Genomic DNA, 26,745 nt, shown 5'->3' with positions numbered 1-26,745 from the left:
CTCAGCGCGGCAGCCGCGGCACGGCATCGACCAACGCCCGCGTGTACGGGTCCTGCGGTTCGTGCAGCACGGCCGGGGTGGCCCCCTGCTCGACCACGCGGCCGTTCTGCAGCACGAGCGTGCGATCACAGGCCGAGGCGATCGCGGTCAGGTCGTGCGACACCATCACGAGCGACAGGCCGTTCTCGCGGCGCAGCCGGTCGAGCAGCTCGAGCACCTGCACGCGCGTCGTCACGTCGAGGGCGCTGACGGGTTCGTCGGCGAGCAGCACCCGGGGGCGTGAGACCACGGCGCGCGCGATCGCGATGCGCTGGCGCTGCCCACCGGAGAACTCGTGCGGATAGCGGCGCGCGGTGTCGGCGGGAAGCCCGACGGAGTCGAGCGCCTCGGCGATGCGGCGTTGTGCATCGGCGCCGGATGCCAGACCCAGCGAACGGAGCGGTTCGCCGATGATCCGGTCGATGCGTTGGCGCGGGTCGAGAGACGAGTACGGGTCCTGGAACACCGGCTGCACGCTCGCGCGGAAGCGACGCATCTGCGCCCGGTCGCGCAGTGCGAGCGGGGCGCCCTCGAACAGCACCTGTCCCTCACGCGGGACGGCGAGTCCGAGCAGCAGCCGGAGGATCGTCGACTTGCCCGCGCCCGATTCTCCGACCAGGCCGAGGGAGTCGCCCTCGTCGACCCGAAGCGACACGCCATCGAGCACGCGACGCGACCCATAGGCGAAGCCGGCGCCCTGCAGCTCGAGCAGCGTCATCGTCCGACCTCCCCGGCGTCGAGGAAGGCGTCGAGTGCACGGGCGCTGTCGACCAGCATCCTCGTGTACGGCTCGGCGGGCTCCTGCAGCACCTGCGCGACCGTGCCTGCTTCGACCACGAGTCCGTCGCGCAGCACGACGATGCGATCGGCCATGCGCGAGACGACGGCCAGATCGTGGCTGATGAACAGCAGCGCCATGCCTCGTTCGTCGACCAGGCGTTCCATTAGCGCGAGCACCCCGTCCTGCACGGTCACGTCCAGTGCAGTCGTCGGTTCGTCGGCGATGAGCAGTTGCGGGCGAGCCGCGAGGGCGACGGCGATCGCCACCCGCTGACGCTGGCCACCCGAGAGCTCATGCGGGTAGGCGCGTGCGATGCGGGCGTCGGACAACGCGACCTCGTCGAGGGCAGCCGCTACCGCAGAACGCAGCTCTGCCCCGCGCAGCCCGAGATGGCGGCGCAGCGGTTCGGCGATCTGGCGGCCGACCTTCATCAGCGGGTCGAGCGCGGTGAGGGGCTCCTGGAACACGATCTGCGCGACGGGTCCGCGCAGCGGGCGGAGGTCGGCGTCGCGGGCGTCGATCACCTGGTGGCCGTCGAGCAGCACCGAGCCCGACGCGCTGAGGGCATCCGGCAGCAGCCCGGTCACGGCCAGGGAGGTCAGCGATTTGCCCGAGCCGGACTCACCGATCAGGCCCAGGCGCTCACCGGGCGCGAGGGAGAAGGAGACATCGCGCACGAGGGTGCCCGCGCCGGAGCGGACTGTGAGGCCGGAGACGTCGAGGATGCTCATCGGCTCCTCCTGCGGGTCGGGTCGGCCAGGTCACGCAGACCGTCGGCGAGGAAGTTCACGCCGAGCACGAGCGCGATGATCGCGACACCGGGAGCGATGGCGCCCACGGGAGCGGTGAGCACGGTGCCCTGCGCCTCCTGCAGCATCCGCCCCCACGATGCGTTGGGCGGCGGTGCTCCCAACCCGAGGTACGACAGGCTCGCCTCGGCCAGCACGGCTGCGCCGAACTGCAGCGCCAGGCTCACGGCGAGCGTGGGTGCGATGTTCGGCAGCACATGCTGGAACACGATTCCGAGCACGCCGGTGCCGCTCGTGCGCGCGGCGGTGATGTACTGCTCCTGCAGCACGCGACGCGCGAGGATGCGCGTGAGACGGGCGACGACCGCCGACATCGCGAGTCCGATCGCGAGCACCGCCGACCACAGCGACGCTCCCTGTACGGCGACGACCAGCATCGCGAGCAGGAGGACGGGGAACGCGATCACGACATCCAGTCCGGCCGAGAGCGTGTCGTCGACCCAGGGGCGCGCGAATGCGGCGAGAAGCCCGACGACGGTGCCGAGGATTGCCGCGATCGCGACGGCGCAGGTGCCGACGATGAGGGCGATACGTGCGCCCCACATCAGCTGCGAGAACAGGTCGCGTCCGAGTCGGTCGGTGCCGAGCAGGTGCAGGGCGCTGGGCCCCTCGAGACGCCCGCCGCTGGTGTCGGCCAGCGGATAGGGGAGCCAGAACAGGGAGACCAGGGCGATCAGCACGATGATGCCGGTGAGGACGATCCCGATCAGCAGGGTCGCCTTCGGCCGCCGGCGCACGGGCACGGACGCGGTGATCAGCTGTTCGGCGACGCGGCTCATCGGTTCCCCGAGACGCTCGTGCGCAGGCGCGGGTCGATCAGGCGCTGCACGATGTCGGCGGCGAACCCGACCAGCAGCACGAACAGGGTGCTGACGACGAGGACGCCCTGGATGACCTGGAAGTCATGCTGCTCGATGGCCGACAGCAGCAGGCTGCCGAGTCCCGGAAGCGTGAAGACGCTCTCGACGACCACCGCGCCGAGAAGCGTCGTCGACAGTTCGATGCCGAGCACCGCGACGACGGGCACCGCGCCGTTGCGCACCCCATGCCGGAGCAGAGCCTCACCCATGCCGGAACCACCGGCGCGGGCGGTGCGCAGATAGTCGCTGCCGAGCACGTCGAGCGTCGCCGAGCGCACGTAGCGGCTCAGGGAGGCGCTCATGACGATCACGATGGTGAGGATGGGCAGCGCGAGCGAGCGCAGTGCATCCGCCGGATCTTCCCAATCCTTGCGGGGGAATCCGCCCGACGGCAGAGCACCGAGGCCGAGCGCGAACACCCAGACGAGCACCACTCCGACCCAGAACACGGGGACCGCGACACCGAGCTGCGCGAAGCCCGAGAGGGCGATGCCGTACCAGCGGTCGGATTTCACGGCGGCGGTGATGCCGATGGCGAGGGAGACGAGTAGCGCGATCGTGAAGGCGATGAGGGTGAGCGGGAGCGTCACGGCGAGACGGTCGGCGATGTCGGGCCCGACGGGGCGCGAGCTCAGGAACGATTCACCCAGATCGAAGCGGAGCACCTGGCCCGCCCACGTCGTGAACTGCTGCAGCAGCGGCTGGTCGGAGCCGACCTGAGCGCGCGCGGCATCGATCTGCTCCGGGGTGGCGTTCACCGAGAGCAGGGCGTTGGCCGGGTCGCCGGGAAGCAGGCGCAGCAGAACGAAGATCGCGACCATCGCGACGACGAGCGAGACCGCGAGGAACGCGAGGCGGCGCAGGAGGTAGGCGAGCATGGCTTCTCAGGATGACGTGGGGGATGCCGACGCGCGGCATCCCCCACGCACGTCAGGACTTGACGATGTCGTAGGCGAAGAACTGCGAGTTCAGGCCGTTGACCGGGTACCCGCTGAGATCGCTGGAGGCGACCACGATCTGCGGGTACAGGTACAACCATACGCTCGCGGCATCCGCGGCGATCTTCTCGTTGACCTGCTTCAGCAGGGCCGTCTGCTCGTCGGTCGTTGCGGCCTGCTCGGCCTGGGCGACCCACTGCTGCACGTCGGCGTCGTTGTAGCCCCAGTAGAAGTCGGGGTTGCCGTACCAGACCACGTCGCGGTCGTTCACGTGCTCCTGCAGAGTGGCCTCGAAGTCCTGCTCCTTGAACACCTTCGTGTACCACTCGTCGGCGCTGATCGTGTTGATCTCGACCGTGATGCCCACCTCGGCGAGCTGCGACTGCAGGAACTCCGCCACGGCGGGGTGCGGGTCGTAGCTCGGGGTGTCGAGCGTGAACGTGAAGCCGTCGGCGTAGCCGGCCTGCGCGAGCAGATCCTTCGACAGCTCGACGTCGTAGGGGTTCACGGAGGTGAGGTCCTCGTACCAGGGGTCGGTCGGCGGCACCATCGACCCGATCAGCGTGCCGTAGTCGCCCCAGATCGACTCGAGGAGCTTCTTCGTGTCGATCGCGGAGTAGACCGCCTTGCGCACGAGCGTGTTGTCGAAGGGGGCGACGCGGTCGTTGAAGGCGAGCAGCTCCTTCGTGGTCGAGGTGCCCTCGCTCACGACGTAGTCGTCGGAGTCGAACTGCGTGAGCGAGTCGGGGTTCTGCACACTGGTGATGACGTCGATCTCACCCGTGAGGAGTGCGTTGTTCTCCGCCGTCGCGTCGGTGAAGTACGTGTAGACGACCTCGCCGTTCTTGGCAGGCTCGCCCCAGTAGTCGTCCCAGCGCTGGAGGGTGAGGGTCGAGCCCTTCTTCCACTCGTCCAGCGTGTACGGGCCGGTGCCGTCTTCGGACGACGTGATGTCGCCGGCCTCGTCGTTCACGATCCAGACGTAGCTGAGGTTGTACAGGAACGAGATCGAGCGCTCCGACAGCGTGAACACGACCGTCTTGTCATCGGGGGTGGCGATGTCGGCGATGGTCGTGAAGCTCGACTTGCGGGCGGACACGGAGTCTTCGGCGGTGACGGCCTCGATGCTCGACTTCACGTCGGCGGAGGTGAGCGGGTCGCCCGAGTGGAAGGTCACGTCGTCGCGCAGCGTGATCGTGTAGGTCAGGCCGTCGTCGGACACCTGGGCGTCTTCGGCGAGGAGCGGTTCGACCTCGCCGTCGTCCGTGAGCCGGTACAGGCCCTCGTAGACGTTGCCGGTCAGCGCCTCGGTCACACCCTGGCCACCGCCCTGCGTGTTGCTGAGGTTGGTGGGCTCGTACAGCGACCCGATGAGGATCGTGGCGTCTTCGCTCGCGGTGGCGTCGTTGCTCGTGCCCGACGCGCAGCCGGCCACGAGGGCGAGCGTGGCGACGGCGCCGAGCGCGCCGAGGATGCGGGTTCTTCTCATGAGTACTCCAGGGTGAGCGAGTGCGGCGTCAGGCCGCGTAGATGTCGAAGCCGTCGCGGAACACGACGTTCTTCTCGCCTGCTCGGATAGGCAGGGGGAAGCGGTTGGATGCCGGCGGCAGCGGGCAGTTGTACTGGGCGCTGAATCCGCACGGCGGCACGAACGCGCGGTTGAAGTCGAGGACGACGGAGCCCTCGTCGTCGCGCAGCTGCACGAACAGGAAGCGACCGGATCCGTAGGTCTCCGAGCCGTTCGTCTCGTCGCCGAACACGAGCAGCAGCGTGCCGCCGTCGTCGAACGCGGCGAGGGTGTACTCCTGGCCGTCGAGCTCGAGGCGGATGTCGCCAGGGACGACCAGATCACGGGTGCCGCCGTTGTCGCGGATGTGCTCGAACGACACGCGTCGATCACCGGAGACCGGGGTGAAGTGTCCCTCGAGCACCCACGCCGGGTCGTAATCGTAGGTGTCGATGCGGTCGAAGGCGCGGATGGCGGGGGCGTCCGCATCCCAGACGCGCAGCCCGTGCTCCGCCTGACCCGTCTCGATGTTCGTGCGCTCGATCGGCGTCACGGTCACCGTGTCGGCCGCGGCGCGCTGTTCGGCATCGACATCGGGGCGCTCACCGGTCCAGCGGGTCTCGATCAGGGCGAGGTTGCCGGTCGGCGACGTGACGGCGGCGCGGCGCTCGGCCTGCCAGTGGGTGTGTTCTTCGCGTTCAGACATCGCTTTCAATTCTCTTGCATGCAGAAGGGGGCGGGGTCGGGTTCGTCACCCGGGGTCACACAGGCGGTGCTCAGTCGCTCGCGCCGTCGAGCATCGCCCTCGACGCGCGCGTCTGCGCGCGCAGAGCTGCGGCCAGAGCGGAGACGGCGGGCAGGCGCAGCGACTCGGGACGAGCGACCAGGTAGTAGGGGAGCTTCTCGGCGAACACCGAGGGCAGCAGCCGCACGAGGTCGTGGTGGCGGTCTGCCGCGAAACAGGGGAGGAGGCCGATGCCGGCGCCTGCTCGCGTGGCCTCGACATGCACGAAGACGTTGGTGGAGGTCAGGCCGTCCTGCATGCGCGGCACGAGTCGGCGAGGCAGGTCGAGGGCATCGACCTGCAGCATCGAATCGACGAAGTACACCAGCTGGTGCTGCTCCAACTCGGCAGCGGTGCTCGGCGTTCCGACCCGATCGAGGTAGTCGCGGGACGCGTACATTCCCAGCGTGTAGGTGCCGAGCTTCACGGCGTGCGCACGACGCGTCTGCGGCACCCCCACCACGACCTCGAGATCGAGACCGGCGCGATGCTCGGCGGCGCGCCGGGTCGCCGCGACGATCTCGACCGTGAGTCTCGGATGGTCCCTGCGCAGCGCGGCGACCGCGGGGGCCGCGATGTAGGCGCTGAATCCGTCTGTCGCCGACATTCGGACGACACCGGAGATCGGATCCGGTGGTTCGGTGCCGCCGTCGAGCTGCGACAGCGCCGCTTCGATCCGGCCTCCCGTCTCTGCGGCGGACCGGCCGAGGTCGGTCAACTCCCACCCCGTCGCCGACTGTGCGACCACGCGTCCGCCGAGCACGTCCTCGAGGGCGGCGATACGGCGGGCGACGGTCGTGTGATCGAGTCCCAGATGCGCGGCGGCACTCGTGTAGCGTCCGGTGCGCGCGACCGCGAGGAGCACGAGAAGGTCGTCGGCGCGAGGCCGCTTGACAGCATCCATTCTGCAATTATGCACAGTCGATGTGCAGCACTGGGCGTTGTTGCAGAGAGCGCCGTGCTCGACACTGGGACGCGGGTGTCACCGGCGACACCCGAAGGAGACAGACAATGACATCCTCAGTGAGCGCGGCCCCCACCGCCCCCTCCGCCCCGAACTCGAAGCTGAAGCGGGTCGTCGCGGCCTCCATGGCCGGCACGGTCGTGGAGTGGTACGAGTTCTTCCTCTACGCCACCGCGGCCAGCCTGGTGTTCGGCACCTACTTCTTCCCCGCAACCGGTTCTCCCCTCGACGGGATCATCGCGGCCTTCGTCACCTACGCGATCGGATTCATCGCGCGTCCGCTCGGCGGCATCGTCTTCGGGCAGATCGGCGACCGGTTCGGCCGCAAGCCCACCCTGCAGGCGACGATCATCATCGTCGGCGCAGCGACGTTCCTGATGGGGTGCCTCCCCGGGTTCCAGAGCATCGGCTACTGGGCGCCCGCCCTGCTGGTGGCGCTGCGCTTCCTCCAGGGCTTCGCCGTGGGCGGGGAGTGGGGCGGCGCCGTGCTGCTGGTCGCCGAGCAGAGCCCCGACCGCTCGCGTTCATTCTGGTCGAGCTGGCCGCAGGCCGCCGTGCCCGTGGGCAACCTGCTCGCCACCCTCGTGCTGCTCGTGAGCTCATGGGTGATGAGCTCGGCCGCCTTCCTTGAATGGGGCTGGCGCATCGCCTTCTGGCTGTCGGCGGTGATCGTGCTGGTCGGCTTCTACATCCGTCGTCACGTCGAAGAGGCGCCGATCTTCCTCGAGGCCAAGGCGCAGGTCGAGGCGGAGAAGGCCACGTCGTACGGTGTCGTCGAGGTGCTGCGCCGCTATCCGAAGGGCATCCTGCAGGCGATGGGCATCCGCTTCGCCGAGAACATCGTCTACTACATCGTCGTCAGCTTCACGATCGTCTACCTGAAGACGGTGCACGAATACGACACGAGTCAGTTGCTGCTCGCGTTGCTCATCGCGCACGTCGTGCACTTCGCGATCATCCCGCAGCTGGGGCGTCTCGCCGACCGGTGGGGGCGTAAGCCCGTCTACCTCACCGGCGCGATCCTCAGCGCGACCTGGGCGTTCTTCGCCTTCCCGATGTTCGACACCCTCAACCCGGTCCTCATCGTGCTGGCCGTGACCATCGGGCTCTGCTTCCACGCCTTCATGTACGCCCCGCAGCCGGCGGTGATGGCGGAACTGTTCCCCACGCGGATGCGGTACTCGGGCGTCTCCCTCGGCTCCCAGGTCACCGCGATCCTCGCCGGCTCGCTCGCCCCGATCCTCGCGATCCAGTGGCTGCGCGACTTCGGATCCTGGTTGCCGATCGCGATCTACATCGTCATCGCCTGCGTCGTGACCGCCATCGCCGTGGTGTCGTTGCGCGAGACGAAGGGCATCTCGCTGCAGGCCATCGATGACGCCGATGCTGCCCGTGCGGCCGCGGCCTGACATGCGAAGGAGTACGACATGACCGATCTGCACGGACGCAGGGCGCTCGTCACGGGCGGGGCGAGCGGGATCGGGGCGGCCTGCGCCCGTGAGCTCGCTTCGGCGGGCGCCCGGGTCACGGTCGCCGATGTCGACCGTGCGTCCGCGGAGGCGCTCGCGGCGGAGATCGGCGGAGAGGCGTGGCACGTTGACCTCTCCGACCTCGGGGCGCTGGCCGATGCCCGCATCGACGTCGACATCCTCGTCAACAATGCGGGAGTGCAGCACGTGAGCCCGATCGAGGACTTCGCGCCGGAGCGGTTCTCCTTCATCCTGCGGCTCATGCTCGAGGCGCCGTTCCTGCTCATCCGGGCCGCCCTCCCCGGAATGTACGACCGGGGCTTCGGGCGGGTGATCAACGTGTCGAGCGTGCACGGCTTGCGCGCCTCCGCCTACAAAGCGGCGTACGTCGCAGCGAAGCACGGCTTGGAGGGGCTGTCGAAGGTGACGGCACTGGAGGGCGGGCCCCGAGGTGTGACGAGCAACTGCATCGACCCGGGCTACGTGCGCACGCCCCTCGTCGAGAAGCAGATCGCCGATCAGGCCCGCGTGCACGGGATCCCCGAGGAAGAGGTCCTCGCGACCGTGATGCTCACCGAGTCCGCCATCAAGAGGCTCGTCGAGCCGAGCGAGGTCGCCTCGCTCGCGCTGTGGCTCGCCGGTGACTCCGCGGGGATGGTCACCGGGGCCAGCTACACGATCGACGGCGGCTGGTCGGCCCGCTGAGGGCGTGCTTCAGCCGTTGAGGCGCTCGGTGAGATGCACGGTCACCTCGTCGCCGTCGCCCTTTCCGATGCGCGTGCGGATGGGGGCGGCGACCGGGAGCTTGTGGGTGCCGTCGCCGAGCGCCATGAAGGCGCCGCGGAAGGGCTCGCCGTCGATGGTGCCCGCCACCTTGACGAGTCCTCGTGTGCCGAAGATGGTCGCGGAGTCGTCCAGCTGCACGCAGGTCCAGGTGTCGCCTTCGCGAACCTTTCCGAGGGTGGCCGTGAATGTGATGTCGAGGGGGCTGCTCATGTGCCTCTCCTTTCGGTCAGACGAACGATCCGACGATCGCTCCGATGATGACGAGCTTGAGGATCCAGTCGAGCAGGTGCACGCCCGCTGCCGGCAGCGCGGTGTTCTCGTGCACGACGCCGCCCATGAGCAGGACGAGAGGGAGTGTGCACAGCGCCAGTCCGAGGAGCGACCCGTAACCGGCGCCGTGCCAGCCGGCTGCGATCATCAGCCCGGCCACGAGGCAGGAGACGATGAGGCTGCGCAGGACCACCGATGCCATCTGTGCGGCGGCGGGGAGGCCGGGTCGAGGAGTGCTCGTCCGAGAGATGAGCGCCGAGACCGGGGGCACGGCGTAGAGCAGAGCGCTCGCGATGAACGATGCCACCGTGGCGAGGACGATTGCCGGAACGATCATGTCGGCCTCCTTTAGTACTTGTTGGTACTCAAAGTATGCCCGACAGGGGAAACTGTCAAGTACTAAACTGAACGACATGACCGCGATGACTCGAACGCCTGGACGTCCGGCCGGTCGCACGGGCGAAGCGCTGCTCGATACCGCCCGTGATGTCTTCCTCGAGTTCGGATACGCGGGGGCATCGATGGACGAGGTCGCCAAGCGCGCCCGCATCTCGAAGGCGTCCCTCTATCGGGAGCATGCGTCGAAGTCGGCGCTGTATGCCGCCGTCGTCCGGCATTGGGCGCTCGCCGGCCGTGATGCCATGAGACCGGCTCTCGAAGCGGTGAGGGCGCATCCCGACCTGAGGGAGGGGCTCGTCGCACTCGGCGAGACGATGCGGGCCGGGATGCTGAGCGCGCCGGTGGTGGCGATGCGTCGACTGGTCATCGCCGAAGCGGCCGCGCATCCGGAGGTCGCGAGGGACTACCTGGCGCAGAGCTGGGACGCGAATATACGCAATCTCGCAGACGCGATGATCGATCTCTCCGACGCGCACGGCCTGACCGTCGACGACGCCGACGCACTCGCGAGCGAGTTCACTTGGCTGGTCGTGGGCGCACCTTTGAACGCCGGCCTCTTGGGTGTGGAGACAGGTGAGCCACCGGTGGCCAGAGCCGTCGATCTGTTCTTGGCGGGCTACCTCCCTCGCGAGGACCGCGGGTAAGCAAGCGCATTCGCCCGAATGGATGCAACGGGTTGCAACCTCGCCCGGTATACCATTTGACCATACGCCCAGCAGCGTCAGTCCCCAGCTGACCGTGGGCGGGGCGGCTCAGCCGTCATGCGGAGGGAGAGTGGATCTCTTTTCGATCCCGAGGGGGGATGGGGTGGGAGCTCGGTCCCCAGCCGGCACCCACCCCCACACTCGGCCCTCCGCCTCTCTCCGCCCGTCGGCTCAGCCCGGCTCGTTCCGTCGGCTCGGTTCCGTCGGCCTCTGTTCCGTCGGCTCGGTTCCGTCGGCCTCCGTTCGGTCGGCTCCGTGGAATGGGTTCAGTACAGTCGGCTGACGATCCAGAAGCCGATGACCGCGATCACGATGACGACCGGCACCCAGGTGCCGCCGCGCTTGAGCCGTCGGCCCTGCGGCGCGACGCCGGGAGGCGGGGTGAGCAGCCCGGCCGGGGGAGCGAACGGCAATGAGGGAGTCGGCGCCGGAGCCGAGGCGAGCGATCCGGTCTCGGCCACGAGCCGCTCATCGCGCCACCGCGTCCATTGATCGAACTTCGTCAGCAGGGCTCCGACGGTGCCGAAGAGCCAGGCCCAGGTGGCGGGATCGAGGGTCGAGACCTTCCGTTGCGTGTAGAGGAACAGCCAGTCGTCGACGATCTCCACGTCGAGCTCGGCGGCGTTGTCGATGAACCTCGCCATGATGTCTGGCGTGAAGAGATAGAGGGCATCGCGTTCGTACCCCTCAGGGCAGTAGAGCGTGAAGTGCCGATCGAAGTCGCCCTCGAGGGACAGGCGCTGGCTTCGCTGGAACGATGCCGGCAGGTTCGAGCCGAAGCCGTTGTTGCCCGTGGCGTCGAGCACGATGTTCGGCAGCGGCACGTCGAGCTTCACGGCCACGTATCCCCACCGGTAGGTCGTGGAGTTCTTTCCCGACTGCACCGTGTACTGGTAGTTGCCGAACTCGACGAAGCGCGGGCGGGTGCCGCGGATCAGATCGGTGGACTGCCGTGCGCGGCCGAGATGGAAGATCATCCCGGGCAGGGGTGGGTCGGCGACCTTCGGCTCGTAGGTCATTCCGTTCGCCTGGGCGAAGCTGTGCAGTCGATATCGCCGGGCCTGCGCGTTGCGCACCCCCAACCAGATCATCACTCCCACCGCTGCGAGGAGGAGCACGATCAGCACGAGGGGGATCGCCGCGGCGGCGGGCGAGTCGCCGAAGGACGCCAGACTCAGGGTGACGCCGACGAGGAGCGGGAGCATCACGACCGCGAAGATCGCTGCCGCGACGATGCCGATGACCGTGGACGCCGTCACGCCGCCCGTCGGTCGCGAACGGAGTTCCGCGGCGAAGGCGCGCACCGCAGCGGGATCCACCGCATCGGTGAGCGGGCGCGCGTCGAAGGGCGGCTGCGGGGAGGTCACCGGTTCACCGCATCGGCGTCCCACGTGAGGGCGGCCCCCTCCGGAAGAGGGAGCGCCTCCAGCTGCTCGTCCGCGCAGAGCGCCTCGATCAGGGCAGACGAGCCGGCCACGATCGTCGAGTCGTAGTCGACCTCGCTCACCATCACCCAGGCACGATCCTCGGGCCAGTGGATGCTCGGGCTCTGGGCCGATGGCGGGAATCCGTGCTCCTCGGCGGGGAGATCGCGCCACGGCACGTGCAGCACCCACTCCGGGTCGGCGAATGCGCGCGGCGGAGCGGAGAACAGCACGTGGTCGCGCCCCGGCAGATCGAGCCGAGGCCCCTCCGAGATCTCCCGCGAGAGGATGCCCTCTTGCCAGGTGGGCCGACGGAAGACGTTGTTGAACGGGTCGTGCGCGCTGCGCTCGAGCATCGCCTGATGGTTCGGATCGTCGGTGAAGGTCAGGAAGGAGCGGGAAGGCGTGACACCGAAGAAGCCCAGCAGCCCCCCTCGCCCCTCCCAGAGCGCGGCGAAGCCCGCATCCGGGGTCTGAGTGTGGTCCACGAGGTGAGCGGCGATGGTCGCCAGAAGGTTCGGATCGAGCTCACCCTCCATCGGGGCGGTGAACTCGCGACCGTCCGGGGCGATCCGCGTGCGCCAGTCGCCGTCGGGCGGGGTGCGCACGATCCGCTGCCATTGCGCGAGCGGATGCAGGACCGTGCCGAATGCCGCGGCGGTCTGCGCCCAGGAGACGGGCTCGTCGACGAACTCGGCCATGAGCGCGCGCTGCTCGGGCTCTGGCATGCGCACCAGCTCGTCAGCCGTCGGGATCGTCCGGCCGGGCAGCGACCGGGCGATCGCCGGATGGAAGATGCGTGCGTACGCAGGGAAACCACGGGGCACCACCCCGTGCATGGTCTCGTAGTCTGCGTCGAGCCGCTCGCGCAGCCACGCTCCCGCCGAGGGATCGGACATCCACTCCATGCCCCCACGCTACCCGGCACATCGCGGCGCGCAGTGTCGGCGGACACCGGGCGTGCAGAGAGCGGCTCTAGGCTGACGGCGTGGAGACCGGGAGAAGGACCGTCGCGCCGCGATCCTCCGTCGCGCTGCGGCCCGCTCCCGCGTGGGAGCTCTCCCGCATTCTGATCGGCATCGCGGTCGTCGGAATCCTCGTATACGCCTATGCCCTGCGCATCGCCGTCGGAGACGTGAATCCGTTCGACTACTTCGGGTACTTCACGAATCAGACCAGTCTGATCGCGGCGGGCGTCCTGATCGGCACCGGATTCCTCGGTGTGAGCGGCCGACGGGCTCCGTCCTGGCTCACCCTGCTGCGCGGCCTCGTGACCGCGTACCTGATCGTCGTCGGCGTGATCTACAACGTGCTCGTCCCGGGCACCGGCTCGGCGCCGCCCTGGGTGAGCGTCGTCCTGCACGTCGTCTTCCCCGTGGTGGTCGTGCTCGACTGGCTGCTGGTCGGCGATCGCCCGCGCCTGCCGTGGCGCCTGCTGTGGTTGCTGTTGCCGTACCCCGTGATGTGGCTGATCGTCGTGCTTCTGCGTGGCGTGACGGACGGGTGGGTTCCGTACGGCTTCCTGCTCCCGGAGCGGGGCCCGCTGTCGCTGCTGCTCCACATCGTCGTCCTGCTCGCCGCCGTTCTGCTCGCCGGAGTCCTGGTCTGGTCCGCCAGCCGATTCCGCGGCGTGTGGAGCGCCGGTCGTCGCATCGACCGCACCTGATCCGACCCGGTGCTGTGCTGTCCCGGGCCGGGCACTACGGTAGGAACCGCGTCACGCGAGCCGATGGTGGTGGGGGAGAGTCCGAATGCTGAATCAGGCCGAAGCGGTGTCCGGCGAGAGGGTCTTCCGCAGGCACCCGCTCCGCTCGGCCGTCGGGGCGATCACGCTCTCGGTGGTGCTCTCTGCGGCGACGCTCTTCCTTCTCCCGAGGTTCCTGCCCGCCACCATGAAGATCTCGACCCGCGGCGTCGTGGTTCTCGTGGTCGCGATCGCGCTGACCATCGCCGTGTTCGCCGGCTTCTTCTGGTTCCGCAACATCCGGATCGTGGTGCGCCCCCATGAGGTCGAGATCGGCAAGGCGGGCAGTCGTGAGACGTTCGCGCGGGCGACGACCGCCTTCCGCGCGAAGATCACCGAGCACCGCACGAACGGACTCCCCAGCGGCACCACGCGTGCGTTGATCGTTCACAGCGGCGACCGGGAGATCACGATCGAGCTCCCCGGCTATTCGAGGCCGATGTTCAACGAGCTGATGGCGACGCTCAATCCGATCGCGCAGCCGGTGTTCGACGATCCCGTCGCCGCCGCGCGCGCCGGGGCCCAGCTGCCGACGCAGTTCGCGATCGACGGCGGGGGCGAGCGGCGCCTGGCGACGCGGATCACCATCGCCGCAGTCGTGTTCCTCGTCGTCGCGATCGCTGTCGGGCTGCTCGTGGCGGTGCCCGGTTTCGTCGAGAGCGAGCTCTCGGCCCTCATCCTGCTCGCCCCGTTCGCGGCACTCGCCGCCATCGGGTTCGGGATCGGGGCGGTGCAGCGACGACGCCTGGTGCGGTCGATTCCCGCCCACGTCTCCGTCGATGGTCAGGGCATCCGCATCGACGGCGTCGACACCCCCTACGCGCAGCTCACCCGCATCTGGCTGACTCCGCCCGCGTACCCGGTCAAGCGCCTCCGCCTCGAGCGTGCCGGCGGCAAGGCCACGACGCACCTGCTCGCTTCCTCGCGCGTGGGCATCACGCCGGACTACGGCGATCTCCTCCTGGCGGTACGTGCCAGGACGGCGCATCTGCCCGGCCTGCTCTCCCTGGATCTCGAGTGACGGCGCCGGAGCAGGGGCCGGTGCCGGTGCCGGCGAGGTTCGCCCCCGAGTACCCGATCCGCACGGAGCGGCTGCTCCTGCGCCCGATCGCCCCCGCCGATGCCGTCGCGATGCACGTGTACAAGTCGGATCCGGATGCCGTGCGATACGTGCCGTATCCACCGCTGGAGCTGGCCGACGTCGAACAGCGCATCGCCACCACCTGGTCGAACACGCGGTTCACGAAGGAGGGCGACGCTGTCTCCCTCGCCGTCGAGGAGCGTGCGTCCGGAGCCCTGGTCGGCGACGTGGTGCTGTTCTGGCGCAGCGAGAACGACCGATCCGGCGAAGTCGGATACATCTTCGACCCGCGGGCCACAGGCCGGGGCTACGCGACCGAGGCGGTCGATGCGCTCCTCGCCCTCGGTTTCGACGGCCTGGGCCTGCATCGCATCGTCGCGCGGCTCGATGAGCGGAACACGTCATCCGCACGCGTCGCCGAAAGGCTCGGCTTCCGACGCGAAGCGCGGTTCGTGGAGAGCGAGTGGTTCAAGGACGAGTGGACGACCCTGCTCGTCTACGCCCTCCTCGGCGACGAATGGCGCGAACGCCGTGGGCGGAGGTAGCGGACGGAGATAGCGGGCGGAGATGACCGGGGCGGCGTGCGATCACTGATCGCACGCCGCCCCGAAGCCCTCCCGCTACTGCTTGAGCATCGCGACGGCGAGCTTGTGCGAGTCGTCGATCAGATGGGAGTGGTCGTCGTCTCCGAGATCGATGCGCACCCACTCGAGCGTGCCGGTGAAGCCGTTGCCTGCTGCCGGGTAGTCGGGCGAGACCGGCGAGGCCAGGTCGCAGCCGACATCCACGGTCTCGTCGAAAGTGAACTGGAACGGGATCGTCTTGTGCACGCGCCCTTCGCCGATCTTGTCGTCGCCCGCGTAGAGGGTGACGGTGCCGCCCTTGGCGAGTCCGCCGCCGTCATAGGCGAAGTGCGCCCGCAGCTCCTGCTCGCCGGCAGGGATCGGATCGTCGGAGCGGATGATGTCGACATCGATGCCGAGCAGGTTGTAGGCGAACGCGAGGCGGCCGTCCTTCGTGTAGAAAGACCATCCGCCGTAGGCGCCGCCCTGCGCGATGAGCACGCCGTCGACTCCGGATTCGGGCACCGCGACGCGGGCGGTCACGGTCCACGACTTGTTCTTGATGTTGATGGTGGTGTTCTCGCTGAGGCGCTTCATGCCCGGGTAGAACTTCTGGGTGTCGCTCATCGAGAGCACCGGCCGACCGGCGAGGTCGGGGTTGAACCGCTCGGCAGTGCGGATGTCGAGGGGAAGCACGTTGAAGCGCGCTGCCTGGATGAGGAAGAGCTGCTGCAGGTGGGCGAGCCGCTCCGGTTCCTGGTCGGCGAGGTCGTGGGACTGGGTCCAGTCCTCGTCGACGTTGTAGAGCTCCCATCGGTCGTCGTCGAGTCCGTGGTCCGATCCGAGCCACGGATCCTTGTGCTTCGCGACCGCCGTCCACCCCTTGTGATAGATCGCGCGGTTGCCGACCATCTCGAAGTACTGCGTGATGTGGCGCTCCTCGGCCTCCGCGTCCGCGAATGTGTAGTTCATCGGCGTCCCCTCGTAGGGGCGCTGCGTCACACCGTTCACGCTCGTCGGTTCGGGGATGCCCGCGGCTTCGAGCACCGTCGGGGCGACATCGATCACGTGCGAGAACTGGTTGCGGATGCCGCCCTTCTCCACGCCTCCGTTCGGCCAGCTGACGATCGTGCCGTTGCGGGTGCCGCCCCAGTGGCTGGCGACCTGCTTGGTCCACTGATACGGGGTGTCCATGGCGTGGGCCCAGCCCACCGCGTAGTGGTTGTACGAACTCGGGGTGCCGATGTCGTCGATGTGGTCGGCCACATACTGCTCGGTCTCGACATCGTTCATGTGGTTGATCGTGAAGCCCTCGTTGGTCGTGCCGTGCATCGACCCCTCGGCGCTCGCGCCGTTGTCGCCGATGATCACGTAGACGAGGGTGTCGTCGAGGATGCCGAGCTCTTCATAGGCGTCGAGCAGGCGACCGACGTGATGGTCGGCGTAGGCGAGGAAGCCGGCGTACACCTCCATCTGTCGGGCCAGGGCGGGCTTGATCAGGTCGCTCATCTCGTCCCATGCGGGGATGCCGGGGCTGCGGTCGGTGAGCACGGCGTCGGCCGGGATGACACCGAGCTCGAGCTGACGGGCGAAGGTCTCCTTGCGGATCTCGTCCCATCCCTGATCGAACTGCCCCTTGTACTTGTCGGCCCACTCGGCGGGCACATGGTGCGGGGCGTGCGTCGCGCCCGGGGCGAAGTAGGTGAACGACGGCACATCGGGGGCCAGCATCTTCTGCTCGCGCGTCCAGCCGATCGCCTTGTCGGTCATGTCGCCCATGAAGTGATAGCCCTGCTCGGGTGTGCCCCACGGCTCGACGGGCGTGGTGTTCTCGTAGATCGCCGGATACCACTGGTTGGTCTCGCCGCCGATGAAGCCGTAGAAGTACTCGAAGCCGTTGCCCGGGGTGGGCCAGCCGTCGAACGGTCCGATCGCGCTCGCCTGCCACACCGGCACCTCGTGGCACTTGCCGAACTGGGCGGTGTTGTAGCCGTTGAGCTTGAGGGTCTCGGCCAGCGGCGCGCAGCTGTTGGGGCGCAGGGAGTTGTAGCCGGGGGCCGATGTCGCGATCTCGGTGATGCCGCCCATGCCGACGGTGTGGTGATTGCGTCCGCTGAGCAGAGCGGCACGGGTCGGCGAGCACAGGGCCGTGGTGTGGAAGCGGGTGTACTTGAGCCCTGCGGCGGCCACACGCTCGAAGTTCGGGGTGTGGATCGGACCGCCGAAGGCACTGGACGCGCCGAAGCCGACGTCGTCGATGAGTACCACGAGGACGTTCGGGGCATCTTTCGGCGGGCGCACGGGCGTGATCGGCGGGAAGGACGTGTCCGGGTCGGTCGCGTCGTAGGTGACCGTGCCCGTGTAGGCCAGATCGGGGATCGGAAGACTGGAACGCTGGGGTTCGGACATACTGACTCCTACGGCTCTCGGCGAGCAGAGCAGCCCGCTTCGCGCTCAGCCTAAGCAGGCGGGTCCAGGGTGTCACCACCCGCGACGGGTGACTTTGCGGGTGAGTTTCGGCGGGCATAATCAAGGGTGTGACTGCGACTGCAACCCTTCCCTCCCTCGACGGCCGCCGATTCCGGATGGTGTCGTCCACGACCTCTGCGGTCGACCCGGAAGCCCCGAGCATCTTCGAGTACTTCGAACGTGACGGCGCCATCTGGGGCGGGTACGAGGGCGACACGGTCACCTTCGGCAAGTTCGTCGGCACCCGCACGGGTGACACGATCTGGGTGTCGTTCGTGCACGTGCTCAAGGCCGACGGCACGGTCGTCACCGGCGATGGTGAGAGCGAGCTGGAGCTGACCGACGACGGTGGCATCCGTCTCGTGGAGCACTACGAGATGCACGGACTCCCGCAGCTCAGCGTGTGCGAGGAGATCTCCGCCTGAGGCCTGTGCCTGAGTGACGGCGCCTCAGCGCGGCGGGAGGGCGTCGCGACCGGGAGAGGCGGGCGTCCACCGCGTCATCCCGAGCGGGATCTCGGTGTCGCGCTTCGGCAGGTCCGCCGGCAGCAGGTAGGGGCGGCGGATCACCTCGTCGAGCACGACGACGCTCACGACCGTGCGCACCTCGGGCAGCTGGGCGATCACGCCGGTGGAGAACTCGTGCACGCCGCTGACGTCGACGGCGCGGATGAGCAGCATGGCGTCGTGCTCGCCGGTGGTGATGGCGCACCACTCGACGTCGGGCATCTCCAGCACGCGTTCGCGGAAAGACGCCCAGGCCTGCGGCATCACCGTGACGAACACGAGCGCGCCGATGGAGAGCCCCGCCTTCGCCTGATCGACGCGGGCGCTGAAGCCCGTGATGACCCCGTCGTGCACGAGCGACTCGACCCGCGTGTACGCATTCGCGCGGGAGATCCCGACCTTGTCGGCGAGTGCCGCGATCGAGACACGACCGTTATCACGCAGGACTTCGAGGATTCTGTACGCCGTCTCGTCCAAAGGGGCAGCACTTCGTCCAGAATGCTTCGGATCTTCCGCATTCTTGCTGGACATATTGTTCCTCACATCCGAGGTTCTGGACAGAGCGTGTCGAGGTGACCCGCTCTTGCTGGACACATCGTCGCATATGATGCGAATCTGATCCACGGTCGTCCACATCGGTGGCGACTCACCCGAATGTACTCCTCGCCTCTGGAGGCCCTCATGTCGTCACGCCGTATCACGCCGGTCATCGCGCTCGGAGCCGTCGCGCTCCTCGCGCTCGCAGGTTGCTCGGGAGGGAACTCGGCGACGGGCGGCGGACAGTCCGGCTCCGACTCCCTCGTCATCGACACCGCGTTCTCGATCGAGACCACCGACCCGGGTCACACCTACGACCCGACCGGCAACATGATCGCGAAGGCCCTGTACGAGACCCTCGTCGACTTCGAGGGCTCCGACGTCTCGACCCCGGTGCCGGGCCTGGCATCCTGGGAGCAGAACGACGAGGCGACCGAGTTCACCTTCACGCTCGAGGGCGACCGCGTCTTCTCCGACGGATCGCCGATCGAGGCGAAGGACGTCGTGTTCTCGCTGCAGCGCATCCAGGGCATGGAAGACGCCAAGCCGAACTTCCTCCTCGGCGGCCTCACGATCACCGAGGTCGACGACAAGACGATCCAGTTCACGTCCGAGACCCCGCTGCTGCAGCTGCCCGCGATCCTCGCGAACCCGGCACTCGGCATCGTCAACTCCGACGTCGTGATCGAGAACGGCGGTGCGATCGACGGCACCGACTCGGCACAGAAGTTCCTCGACGGCGCATCCGCCGGCTCCGGTCCCTTCGTGCTCGACACCCTCGACCTCAGCTCGCAGGTCGTGCTGACCAAGAACGACGAGTACAACGGTGACGAGGCCTCCGACTACAAGCGCGTGGTCGTCCGCAACGTCTCGGAGAGCGCCACCCAGCTCGCCAACCTCAAGGGCGGCGACTCGATGGTCGCGATGGACCTGAACGGCGACCAGGTCGCCGGCCTCGGCGACGACATCACGGTCGACTCCGTTCCGTCCGGCCAGACGATCTTCCTGCTGCTGAACCAGTCCTCGGCCGTCGCCGGTGACCTGGCGAACGTGAAGATCGCCGAGGCGATCCGCTACGCGCTCGACTACGACGCGCTGCTGGAGCTGGCCGGCGCCGGCTCCGTGCAGGCGACCGGCGTCATCCCTCCCGGATTCGAGGGTGCTCTCGACAGCGGCGTGGAGCAGGACCTCGACAAGGCGAAGGCCGCGCTCGCAGAGGCCGGCTACACGGGCCAGACCCTGAAGCTGCAGTTCCCGAACGACTACCCGGTCGGCGGCGTGGAGTTCACCCCGCTCGCCGAGCGCGTGCAGGCACAGCTCGAAGACGCCGGCATCACGGTCGACCTCGCCCCCGCGCCCTTCGCGACCGAGCTCGACGCCTACGTCAACGGCACCGAGGGCTTCGGTCTGTGGTTCTGGGGTCCGGACTACGCGGACTCCGCGAACTTCCTGCCTTTCGCCCCGGGCCTGAAGGTCGGCCTCCGCGCCGGCTGGGCCGCCGAGGCCAACCCGGAGATCGCCGGTATCGCGGCCGGTGCTGCCGCCGCGACCGACCCCGACCAGCGCACCGCCGCCTTCACCGACTTCGCCGAGGCGATGCAGGCCGAGGGCCCGTTTGTCCCGCTGATCGTGCCCGGTCGCAACATCTCCTCCGCGGACAGCGTGAAGGGCGCGGTGTACAACTCCGTCTGGGAGATGGACATCGCCGAGATCACGCCGGCCGGCTGAACGGACATCCCATGACGACAGTGGCGGTGCAGAGGCAGGCGCAACGGCGCCGGTCGCCTCTGATCGGATACCTGCTGCGGCGGGCCGGCACCTCCCTGCTCCTGTTGGTGGGCGTGACGATCGTCACGTTCGCGCTCACCAACCTGGTGCCGGGAGACCCGGTCTCGGCCGCGCTCGGTGAGGGTGCGTCGCAGAACCCCGCGACACGTGATGCGTTCATCAAGGAGCATGGTCTCGACCAGCCGCTGTTCGTGCAGTACTTCATCTATATGGGGAACCTGCTGCGCGGGGACCTCGGCACGTCGCTGGTGACCGGACGCCCGGTCACCAGCGACCTCGCCACCGCGGTGCCGGCGACCATCGAGATCGCGATCGGGGCGATCATCGTCAGCCTGGCGGTCAGCATCGTGCTCGGCACGCTCGCCGCCTACCGCCGTGGACTCGTCACCGACCAGGTCATCCGGGTCGTGACGCTGGTGGGCCTCAGCGTGCCGACCTTCTGGCTGGCGCTCGTGAGCTTCTACGTCTTCTTCCTCGAGCTGCGCATCGCACCGGGCTCCGGTCGCATCTCGCCGTCGATCACCCCGCCGCCGCGCGTGACCGGGCTCTACACGGTCGACTATCTCCTGAACGGAGACGCCGTCGGCTTCTTCGACGCCCTCGCGCACCTGGCTCTTCCCGTCATGGTGCTCTCGCTCGTGACCATCGGCCTGCTGACCCGCTTCATCCGCACCTCGGTGCTCGAGGTGCTCGGCAGCGACTATGTGCGCGCCGCACGCGCCAAGGGCCTCCCGGCCATGCGCGTGATCCTCGACTACGTGCTGCGTGGCGCCTCGTTGCCGATCCTCACGGTGGTGGGCGTGGCGTTCGGGGCACTGCTGTCGGGCACGGTGCTCGTCGAGTCGGTGTTCGCCTGGCCGGGCCTCGGCACCTACGCCTACAACTCGGCCGCCAACCTCGACCTGCCCGGCATCATGGGCGTCGGCCTCGTGGTCGGCATCATCTACCTCCTCATCAACTTCATCGTCGACATCCTCTACGGCGTGCTCGACCCGAGAGTGAGGATCGCATGAGCCGCATCGCCGCCGCGTCCCCCGCCGGGCGCTTCCGATTCCGCTGGCCCCGTGCCTGGCGCACGCCGCTGGGCGTCATCGGCACCGTCATCGCCGGAGCGTGGATCATCGTGGCCTTCACGGCGCAGTGGTGGGTCCCGTATCCGCCGAACGCGCAGGTGCTGCCGCGTCTGCAGCCGCCGGGCATCGACACGTTCCTGGGCACCGACGGCAACGGACGCGACATCTTCTCGCGTCTGATGACCGGAGCCACCGTGAGTCTCCCGCTGGCACTCATGCTCGTGATCGCCGCCATGATCATCGGCACGCTCATCGGTGCGCTCGCCGGATACTTCGGTGGCTGGGTCGACGAGACGCTGATGCGCATCACCGACCTGTTCATGGCCTTCCCGACCGTGATCCTCGCCATGGTGGTCGCCGCCTCGCTCGGACCGTCGCTGTTCAACGCGGTGATCGCCGCCATCGTGGTGTCGTGGCCGCAGTACTCCCGCGTCACGCGCAGCATCGTGCTGGGGCTCCGGGGTCAGAACTACGTGATCGCGGGCCGCCTGCTCGGGCACTCGCCGGCACGCACGCTGTTCGTCGACATCCTCCCGAACATCGCCGGCCCCGTCCTGGTGCTCGCGACGCTCGACATCGGTGCGGCGATCCTGCTCCTCTCCGGCCTCTCCTTCCTCGGTCTCGGCGCGCAGCCGCCGACCGCGGAGTGGGGTTCGATGATCTCGGGCGCGATGCAGAACTTCGACGCCTGGTGGCTCGGGGTCTTCCCCGGGCTCGCGATCCTGACCGTGGTGCTGGCGTTCAACTTCCTCGGAGACGCGATGCGCGACGTGCTCGACCCCACGGCCGAGATCACGCACGAGAAGGCAGCCGATCACAAGGCTTCCGCGACGGGGGTGGCCGCATGAGCGCGCAGAGCGCTGCCGTGCAGCAGACATCGACGCTCAGCATCCGCGACCTGACGATCGACATCGGACGCCCGCTCGTGAAGGGTGTCTCGCTCGAACTCGAGGCCGGTCGCATCCACGGCCTCGCCGGGGAATCGGGCTCGGGCAAGACGCTCACCTCGCTCGCCGTGCTGGGGCTGCTCCCGCGGCAGGCGCGGACCGGCGGGTCGATCCTGCTCGGCGGCGAAGAGCTGGTGGGACTGCGCCGTCGCGCCCTCAACCGGGTGCGCGGCAAGCGGATCGCCATGGTCTTCCAGGATCCGTCGGCCTCTCTGCACCCGCAGCTGCCGGTCGGACGCCAGCTCACCGACCACATGCGCGTGCACCTCGGACTCAAGGGCGCCGCCGCACGGGCGCGGGCGGTCGAGCTGCTCGAGACCGTGCAGGTGCCGAACCCCGCCGAGGCACTGAAGCGCTATCCGCACCAGTTCTCCGGCGGCCAGCGTCAGCGCATCGCGATCGCATGCGCCCTGGCCTGCGACCCCGAGGTGCTGCTGGCGGACGAGCCCACCACGGCTCTCGACGTCACGGTGCAGGCCGGCATCCTGAAGCTGCTGCGCGACCTGGCGGTCGAACGCAACCTGGCCGTGCTGCTCGTGACGCACGACCTGGGCGTGATGAGCGCGATCGCCGACCGGGTCGCCGTCATGAAGGACGGCCGGATCGTGGAGCTCGCCGATCGCGAGACGCTGTTCCGCGATCCCCAGCACGAGTACACGCGCATGCTGCTCGCGGCCCTGCCGGGGTCGCGCATCGACGAGGCACCGGAAGGGCAGGCCGCAGATGAGTGAGGTCTCCGTCCTCGATGCGCAGGACGTGGTCGTGCGCTACCCGGGCAACCCGCCGGTGATCGCCGTGAACGGCGTGTCGATCAGCGTCGCCGCCGGGGAGACCGTGGCCCTGGTGGGCGAGTCCGGCAGCGGCAAGTCCAGTCTCGCCCGTGCCGTCGTCGGCATCGAGAAGACCGCCGCAGGGACCGTGCTGTTCCGCGATGCTCCGGTGTCGCCGCTCGGCATCCGCCGTCGCTCGATCGCCCTCACCGGCATCCAGATGGTGTTCCAGGATCCGGCGACCTCGCTGAATCCGCGGCGCCGGGTCGGCGACCAGATCGCCGACGGCATCGCCACCGCCCGCGCCCGTGGCGCCGAAGGATCGACCGTGGACGAGTGGCTGGAGCGCGTCGGTCTGCCGACCACCGTGAGCACACGCTTCCCGCATCAGTTCTCGGGCGGGCAGAAACAGCGCATCGCGATCGCCAGGGCCTTGGCCGCTCGTCCCTCGCTCCTGGTGGCGGATGAGCCGATCTCAGCGCTCGATGCGTCCACGCAGACGAGCGTCGCCGGCCTGATGCGCGACCTGGTGGCGGAGTCGGGAGCGGGCATGCTGTTCATCTCGCACGACCTCGCCGTGGTCCGCCGCATCGCCGACCGCACGTTCGTGATGTTCGGCGGACGCGTGCTCGAGTCGGGTCCGACCGATCAGCTCTGGACCGCACCGCGGCATCCCTATACGCAGGCGCTGCTCGCGGCGATCCCCGAGCCCGACGGCGCGGGCCGCATCCCCGCCGCACCGTCGGTCGACGACCGCACGGTGTGGGCGGAGATCCCGCCCGTCATGTACTGAGAACTCTCCGCGCTCACTCGTGCTCCGCTCGCGCGTGTGCTCCGAGCGCCCGCCGGCCGTGAGAGGACCGTGCGGGCCGAGGCTGCAGCCCCGGCCCGCACGGGTCACCGGCGTCAGAGCGGTGCGACGATGTCCTGCTTCACGTCCCACTCGGTGACTTCCTGAACGCTCTCGATCTTCTGGCCCTCGACCTCAGTGGAGGCGTTGGCCGCGAGCACCACGTAGTCGCTCGTGACCTCGAAGAGCATCGTGACGGTCGATCCCTGCGACTCGGTCGTGCCGCTGAGCAGGTACACGTCCTGGCCCAGGCGCGAGCCCGTGCCGGTGACCGTGTATTCGCCGGAGAGCGTGTCGGCCACGCCCATCGGGTCGGAGGCGTCGACGGCCTTCGCGGCGGTGCTGAGCGTGCTGATCTCCTGGTCGGTGGAGTTCTCGTCGGCGACCTGCCACTCGCCGGTGGTGGATTTCACCCAGGCGTCGTCGCCGATCACGATGACCGAGCCGAAGCTGGTGCTGGTCTCGACGGCCTTGTCGGCCGGGTTGTAGCGGGTGGTCGACTCCATGCCCAGAGTCGTCATCGTCGCCGAGAATCCGGCGGTGTCGGTCATCGCCGCCGTCACGCACTCCGCCAGCGTGGAGCCGTCGACGGTCGCGCCCTCCTTCAGCTCGGGGCAGTCCGTCTTCGGCGCTTCCGCCTCCTGCGATGCCCCGGAGTCGGGCTTCTTCTCGGCTGTCGTGTCCGATCCGCCCCCTGAACATCCCGTGAGCAGCACGGCGGCGGCGAGAATGACGCCGACCCCCCATTTGTTGACGCGCATCGCGTCCCCCCTCAGGTCGAGATGCCCGATGACCGTCATCGGGCACTCGTCCCAGCATGCCAAACGTCGCAGAGGTTCTCGCGAGCCGCAGTCGTGGTGTCGGGCATCATTCGCGGCGGACGCGTGATTCCGCTAGACTGTCGAGGTTGTCTGCCTTGCGGCGTCCATTCGGGATTCCAGAGGCGGGCACGTGCACACACCCTCCTGCTCCCGGGAAAGTCCCGAGAGCCGTTCTAGTCCGAAGGAGGTGGGTAAGTGACGCACCAGTACGAACTCATGGTCATTCTGACCCCCGAGATCGACGAGCGCCAGGTCGCCCCGACGCTCGACAAGTTCCTGAAGGTCATCACCAACGATGGTGGCTCTATCGAGAACGTCGACATCTGGGGAAAGCGCCGTCTCGCATACGAGATCCAGAAGAAGACCGAGGGCATCTACGCCGTCGTCAACTTCACCGCGACCAGCGCCGCCACGCAGGAGCTCGACCGTCAGCTGAAGCTGAACGAGCAGATCATGCGCACCAAGGTGCTCCGCGCTGAAGAGGCTCAGGCGATGATCGCCTCCGAGGCCAAGCGCTCCGAAGAGAAGGCTGCCCGCAAGGCCGCCAAGGCTGCGAAGGCCTAAGTCTCATGGCCGGCGAAACCGTCATCACCGTGGTGGGAAACCTCACGGCCGACCCCGAGCTGCGCTACACGCAGAACGGGCTGCCGGTGGCGAACTTCACCATCGCATCGACGCCTCGGAACTTCGACCGTGCCGCGAATGAGTGGAAGGACGGCGATGCGCTGTTCCTCCGTGCATCCGTCTGGCGCGAGTTCGCCGAGCACGTGGCGGGTTCGTTGACGAAGGGCATGCGCGTCATCGCGCAGGGCCGTCTGCGTCAGCGCTCCTACCAGGACCGCGAGGGCAACCAGCGCACCGCGATCGAGCTGGAGGTCGACGAGATCGGCCCCTCGCTCCGGTACGCGACCGCGCAGGTCACCCGTGCGGCCTCGACCGGCGGTGCCGGCGGTGCCGGTGGCGGTGGACAGTCCCGTCCCGCGCAGCAGCAGGTGTCGGAGGAGCCGTGGTCCACGCCCGGTTCGTCGACCAGCGCGGATGCCTGGAGCACTCCCGGCAGCTTCGGCGACGACACCCCGTTCTGAACAACTTCTGGATCCGGCCTGCACGGCCGGCATCCGCTCATCACTAAGGAAAAACTATGGCTGGAAAGTCGAGCGGCGACCGCCGCAAGCCGCGGAAGGGTGGCAAGCCCACCGCTCCCGCGAAGTCCATCCGGGTCGGTGTCATCGATTACAAGGATGTCGCCACCCTTCGCAAGTTCGTCTCGGAGCGCGGCAAGATCCGTGCCCGTCGTATCACCGGTGTCTCGGTGCAGGAGCAGCGTCTGATCGCCACGGCGATCAAGAACGCGCGCGAAATGGCGCTCCTGCCCTACGCTGGCGCCGGCCGGTAAGGGGTATCGAGATGGCAAAGCTGATTCTCACGAACGAGGTCGCCGGGCTCGGTAGCGCCGGTGACGTGGTCGAGGTCAAGAACGGGTACGCCCGCAACTTCCTCATCCCGCAGGGCTTCGCTACGGCGTGGACCCGCGGTGGCGAAAAGCAGGTCGCATCGATCCAGGCCGCGCGTCAGGCACGCGCGATCCACGATCGTGACGACGCTGTCGCACTGAAGAACGCTCTCGAGGGCACGAAGGTGCGCCTCACGGTCAAGGCCGGCAAGGAGGGTCGTCTCTTCGGCTCCGTCAAGACCGACCACGTCGCGGATGCTGTCGCAGCCGCCGGCCTGGGCTCGATCGACAAGCGCAAGGTGCACATCCCGTCGCCCATCAAGGTGACCGGTGAGCACGAGGCGACCGTGCGTCTGCACGACGACGTCACCGCAGTGATCACGCTGCAGGTCGTCGCCGCCAAGTAAGG

General features: G+C 68.4%; 30 protein-coding genes. 16 read left to right on the top strand and 14 right to left on the bottom strand.

Annotation, left to right across the window (positions count from 1 at the left end):
- Position 1: 1 nt before the first annotated feature.
- The 7 genes from MST3598_RS17905 to MST3598_RS17875 form a co-directional block, all read right to left on the bottom strand.
- Positions 2-757: an ABC transporter ATP-binding protein gene (locus MST3598_RS17905; protein ID WP_029260797.1), complete on the bottom strand. Its 756-nt coding sequence runs from the start codon at positions 755-757 to the stop codon at positions 2-4.
- Positions 754-1,551, bottom strand: a complete 798-nt coding sequence (locus MST3598_RS17900) for an ATP-binding cassette domain-containing protein (RefSeq protein WP_029260796.1) — start codon at positions 1,549-1,551, stop codon at positions 754-756. Before MST3598_RS17900 ends, MST3598_RS17905 begins: the two co-directional genes overlap by 4 nt.
- Positions 1,548-2,408 carry an ABC transporter permease gene (locus MST3598_RS17895; RefSeq protein WP_021201425.1) on the bottom strand — a complete coding sequence of 287 codons (861 nt, stop codon included), beginning with the start codon at positions 2,406-2,408 and terminating at the stop codon, positions 1,548-1,550. Before MST3598_RS17895 ends, MST3598_RS17900 begins: the two co-directional genes overlap by 4 nt.
- Positions 2,405-3,367, bottom strand: a complete 963-nt coding sequence (locus MST3598_RS17890) for an ABC transporter permease (RefSeq protein WP_029260795.1) — start codon at positions 3,365-3,367, stop codon at positions 2,405-2,407. The genes MST3598_RS17895 and MST3598_RS17890 overlap by 4 nt, the downstream gene beginning before the upstream one ends.
- Positions 3,368-3,419: 52 nt before the next feature.
- Positions 3,420-4,916 (bottom strand): ABC transporter substrate-binding protein, encoded by a 1,497-nt coding sequence (locus tag MST3598_RS17885; RefSeq protein ID WP_029260794.1) that lies wholly within the window; start codon positions 4,914-4,916, stop codon positions 3,420-3,422.
- A 28-nt stretch (positions 4,917-4,944) separates the two neighbouring features.
- Entirely contained in the window at positions 4,945-5,640 is a 696-nt protein-coding gene (locus tag MST3598_RS17880) for a DUF1684 domain-containing protein (protein WP_051671250.1), read from the bottom strand.
- Between the two features lie 70 nt (positions 5,641-5,710).
- Entirely contained in the window at positions 5,711-6,622 is a 912-nt protein-coding gene (locus tag MST3598_RS17875) for a LysR family transcriptional regulator (protein WP_029260792.1), read from the bottom strand.
- 107 nt (positions 6,623-6,729) lie between these two features.
- On the opposite strand from MST3598_RS17875, the gene MST3598_RS17870 reads away from it, so the two are divergent.
- Together MST3598_RS17870 and MST3598_RS17865 are read left to right on the top strand one after the other, a co-directional pair.
- The gene (locus MST3598_RS17870; protein WP_036271975.1) at positions 6,730-8,091 is read left to right on the top strand and encodes an MFS transporter; all 1,362 of its coding nucleotides are present in this window, start codon (positions 6,730-6,732) and stop codon (positions 8,089-8,091) included.
- An 18-nt stretch (positions 8,092-8,109) separates the two neighbouring features.
- Positions 8,110-8,856: a 3-hydroxybutyrate dehydrogenase gene (locus MST3598_RS17865; protein ID WP_029260791.1), complete on the top strand. Its 747-nt coding sequence runs from the start codon at positions 8,110-8,112 to the stop codon at positions 8,854-8,856.
- 9 nt (positions 8,857-8,865) lie between these two features.
- Here MST3598_RS17865 and MST3598_RS17860 read toward each other — a convergent pair whose 3' ends face one another.
- Positions 8,866-9,147: a DUF1905 domain-containing protein gene (locus MST3598_RS17860; RefSeq protein ID WP_021201433.1), complete on the bottom strand. Its 282-nt coding sequence runs from the start codon at positions 9,145-9,147 to the stop codon at positions 8,866-8,868.
- Positions 9,148-9,163: 16 nt separating this feature from the next.
- Positions 9,164-9,544, bottom strand: a complete 381-nt coding sequence (locus tag MST3598_RS17855) for a DUF1761 domain-containing protein (protein WP_029260790.1) — start codon at positions 9,542-9,544, stop codon at positions 9,164-9,166.
- A 76-nt stretch (positions 9,545-9,620) separates the two neighbouring features.
- Between MST3598_RS17855 and MST3598_RS17850 the strand changes: the two genes are divergently transcribed.
- Positions 9,621-10,250: a TetR/AcrR family transcriptional regulator gene (locus MST3598_RS17850; protein WP_021201435.1), complete on the top strand. Its 630-nt coding sequence runs from the start codon at positions 9,621-9,623 to the stop codon at positions 10,248-10,250.
- A 326-nt stretch (positions 10,251-10,576) separates the two neighbouring features.
- Here the strand turns inward: MST3598_RS17850 and MST3598_RS17845 are convergent, their stop codons facing one another.
- Together MST3598_RS17845 and MST3598_RS17840 are read right to left on the bottom strand one after the other, a co-directional pair.
- Positions 10,577-11,677 (bottom strand): hypothetical protein, encoded by a 1,101-nt coding sequence (locus tag MST3598_RS17845; RefSeq protein ID WP_029260789.1) that lies wholly within the window; start codon positions 11,675-11,677, stop codon positions 10,577-10,579.
- Positions 11,674-12,642 carry a hypothetical protein gene (locus tag MST3598_RS17840; protein WP_029260788.1) on the bottom strand — a complete coding sequence of 323 codons (969 nt, stop codon included), beginning with the start codon at positions 12,640-12,642 and terminating at the stop codon, positions 11,674-11,676. The genes MST3598_RS17845 and MST3598_RS17840 overlap by 4 nt, the downstream gene beginning before the upstream one ends.
- A gap of 80 nt (positions 12,643-12,722) precedes the next feature.
- Between MST3598_RS17840 and MST3598_RS17835 the strand changes: the two genes are divergently transcribed.
- From MST3598_RS17835 to MST3598_RS17825, 3 genes are all read left to right on the top strand, one after another.
- Positions 12,723-13,400, top strand: coding sequence for a Pr6Pr family membrane protein (locus tag MST3598_RS17835; RefSeq protein ID WP_036271974.1), 678 nt, complete (start codon positions 12,723-12,725; stop codon positions 13,398-13,400).
- Between the two features lie 85 nt (positions 13,401-13,485).
- Positions 13,486-14,499 carry a hypothetical protein gene (locus tag MST3598_RS17830; RefSeq protein WP_029260786.1) on the top strand — a complete coding sequence of 338 codons (1,014 nt, stop codon included), beginning with the start codon at positions 13,486-13,488 and terminating at the stop codon, positions 14,497-14,499.
- Entirely contained in the window at positions 14,496-15,104 is a 609-nt protein-coding gene (locus tag MST3598_RS17825; RefSeq protein WP_231494505.1) for a GNAT family N-acetyltransferase, read from the top strand. Before MST3598_RS17830 ends, MST3598_RS17825 begins: the two co-directional genes overlap by 4 nt.
- A gap of 75 nt (positions 15,105-15,179) precedes the next feature.
- On the opposite strand, the gene MST3598_RS17820 is transcribed toward MST3598_RS17825, so the two are convergent.
- A complete protein-coding gene (locus tag MST3598_RS17820) occupies positions 15,180-17,531 on the bottom strand; it encodes an arylsulfatase (protein ID WP_021201441.1) in 2,352 nt (783 codons plus the stop codon).
- Positions 17,532-17,659: 128 nt separating this feature from the next.
- Here MST3598_RS17820 and MST3598_RS17815 point away from each other — a divergent pair, with 128 nt between their 5' ends.
- The gene (locus MST3598_RS17815) at positions 17,660-18,016 is read left to right on the top strand and encodes a hypothetical protein (RefSeq protein ID WP_231494504.1); all 357 of its coding nucleotides are present in this window, start codon (positions 17,660-17,662) and stop codon (positions 18,014-18,016) included.
- 24 nt (positions 18,017-18,040) lie between these two features.
- Here the strand turns inward: MST3598_RS17815 and MST3598_RS17810 are convergent, their stop codons facing one another.
- The gene (locus tag MST3598_RS17810; RefSeq protein ID WP_021201443.1) at positions 18,041-18,574 is read right to left on the bottom strand and encodes an Lrp/AsnC family transcriptional regulator; all 534 of its coding nucleotides are present in this window, start codon (positions 18,572-18,574) and stop codon (positions 18,041-18,043) included.
- A gap of 204 nt (positions 18,575-18,778) precedes the next feature.
- Between MST3598_RS17810 and MST3598_RS17805 the strand changes: the two genes are divergently transcribed.
- The 5 genes from MST3598_RS17805 to MST3598_RS17785 are packed head-to-tail and all read left to right on the top strand — an operon-like array spanning position 18,779 to position 24,005.
- Positions 18,779-20,362, top strand: a complete 1,584-nt coding sequence (locus tag MST3598_RS17805) for an ABC transporter substrate-binding protein (RefSeq protein ID WP_029260781.1) — start codon at positions 18,779-18,781, stop codon at positions 20,360-20,362.
- An 11-nt stretch (positions 20,363-20,373) separates the two neighbouring features.
- Positions 20,374-21,435: an ABC transporter permease gene (locus tag MST3598_RS17800; RefSeq protein ID WP_029260780.1), complete on the top strand. Its 1,062-nt coding sequence runs from the start codon at positions 20,374-20,376 to the stop codon at positions 21,433-21,435.
- Entirely contained in the window at positions 21,432-22,343 is a 912-nt protein-coding gene (locus MST3598_RS17795) for an ABC transporter permease (RefSeq protein WP_029260779.1), read from the top strand. The genes MST3598_RS17800 and MST3598_RS17795 overlap by 4 nt, the downstream gene beginning before the upstream one ends.
- On the top strand, positions 22,340-23,173 hold the full coding sequence (locus MST3598_RS17790) for an ABC transporter ATP-binding protein (RefSeq protein WP_021201447.1): 834 nt from the start codon (positions 22,340-22,342) through the stop codon (positions 23,171-23,173). The genes MST3598_RS17795 and MST3598_RS17790 overlap by 4 nt, the downstream gene beginning before the upstream one ends.
- A complete protein-coding gene (locus MST3598_RS17785) occupies positions 23,166-24,005 on the top strand; it encodes an ABC transporter ATP-binding protein (protein WP_029260778.1) in 840 nt (279 codons plus the stop codon). Before MST3598_RS17790 ends, MST3598_RS17785 begins: the two co-directional genes overlap by 8 nt.
- Positions 24,006-24,118: 113 nt before the next feature.
- Here MST3598_RS17785 and MST3598_RS17780 read toward each other — a convergent pair whose 3' ends face one another.
- On the bottom strand, positions 24,119-24,862 hold the full coding sequence (locus MST3598_RS17780) for a hypothetical protein (RefSeq protein ID WP_029260777.1): 744 nt from the start codon (positions 24,860-24,862) through the stop codon (positions 24,119-24,121).
- A 216-nt stretch (positions 24,863-25,078) separates the two neighbouring features.
- On the opposite strand from MST3598_RS17780, the gene rpsF reads away from it, so the two are divergent.
- From rpsF to rplI, 4 genes are read left to right on the top strand one after another with little or no spacing between them, the layout of a single operon-like run.
- On the top strand, positions 25,079-25,447 hold the full coding sequence (gene rpsF / locus MST3598_RS17775) for a 30S ribosomal protein S6 (protein WP_021201450.1): 369 nt from the start codon (positions 25,079-25,081) through the stop codon (positions 25,445-25,447).
- 5 nt (positions 25,448-25,452) lie between these two features.
- Positions 25,453-25,968 (top strand): single-stranded DNA-binding protein, encoded by a 516-nt coding sequence (locus MST3598_RS17770; RefSeq protein WP_021201451.1) that lies wholly within the window; start codon positions 25,453-25,455, stop codon positions 25,966-25,968.
- 56 nt (positions 25,969-26,024) lie between these two features.
- Positions 26,025-26,279 (top strand): 30S ribosomal protein S18, encoded by a 255-nt coding sequence (gene rpsR / locus MST3598_RS17765; protein WP_017829850.1) that lies wholly within the window; start codon positions 26,025-26,027, stop codon positions 26,277-26,279.
- A gap of 11 nt (positions 26,280-26,290) precedes the next feature.
- Positions 26,291-26,743, top strand: a complete 453-nt coding sequence (rplI, locus tag MST3598_RS17760) for a 50S ribosomal protein L9 (RefSeq protein WP_021201452.1) — start codon at positions 26,291-26,293, stop codon at positions 26,741-26,743.
- Positions 26,744-26,745 lie beyond the last annotated feature (2 nt).

Origin of the sequence: Microbacterium sp. TPU 3598 (assembly GCF_002356155.1) — a bacterium.
GTDB lineage: Bacteria > Actinomycetota > Actinomycetes > Actinomycetales > Microbacteriaceae > Microbacterium > Microbacterium maritypicum_A.
This window is presented reverse-complemented; position numbering and strand designations above follow the sequence as displayed.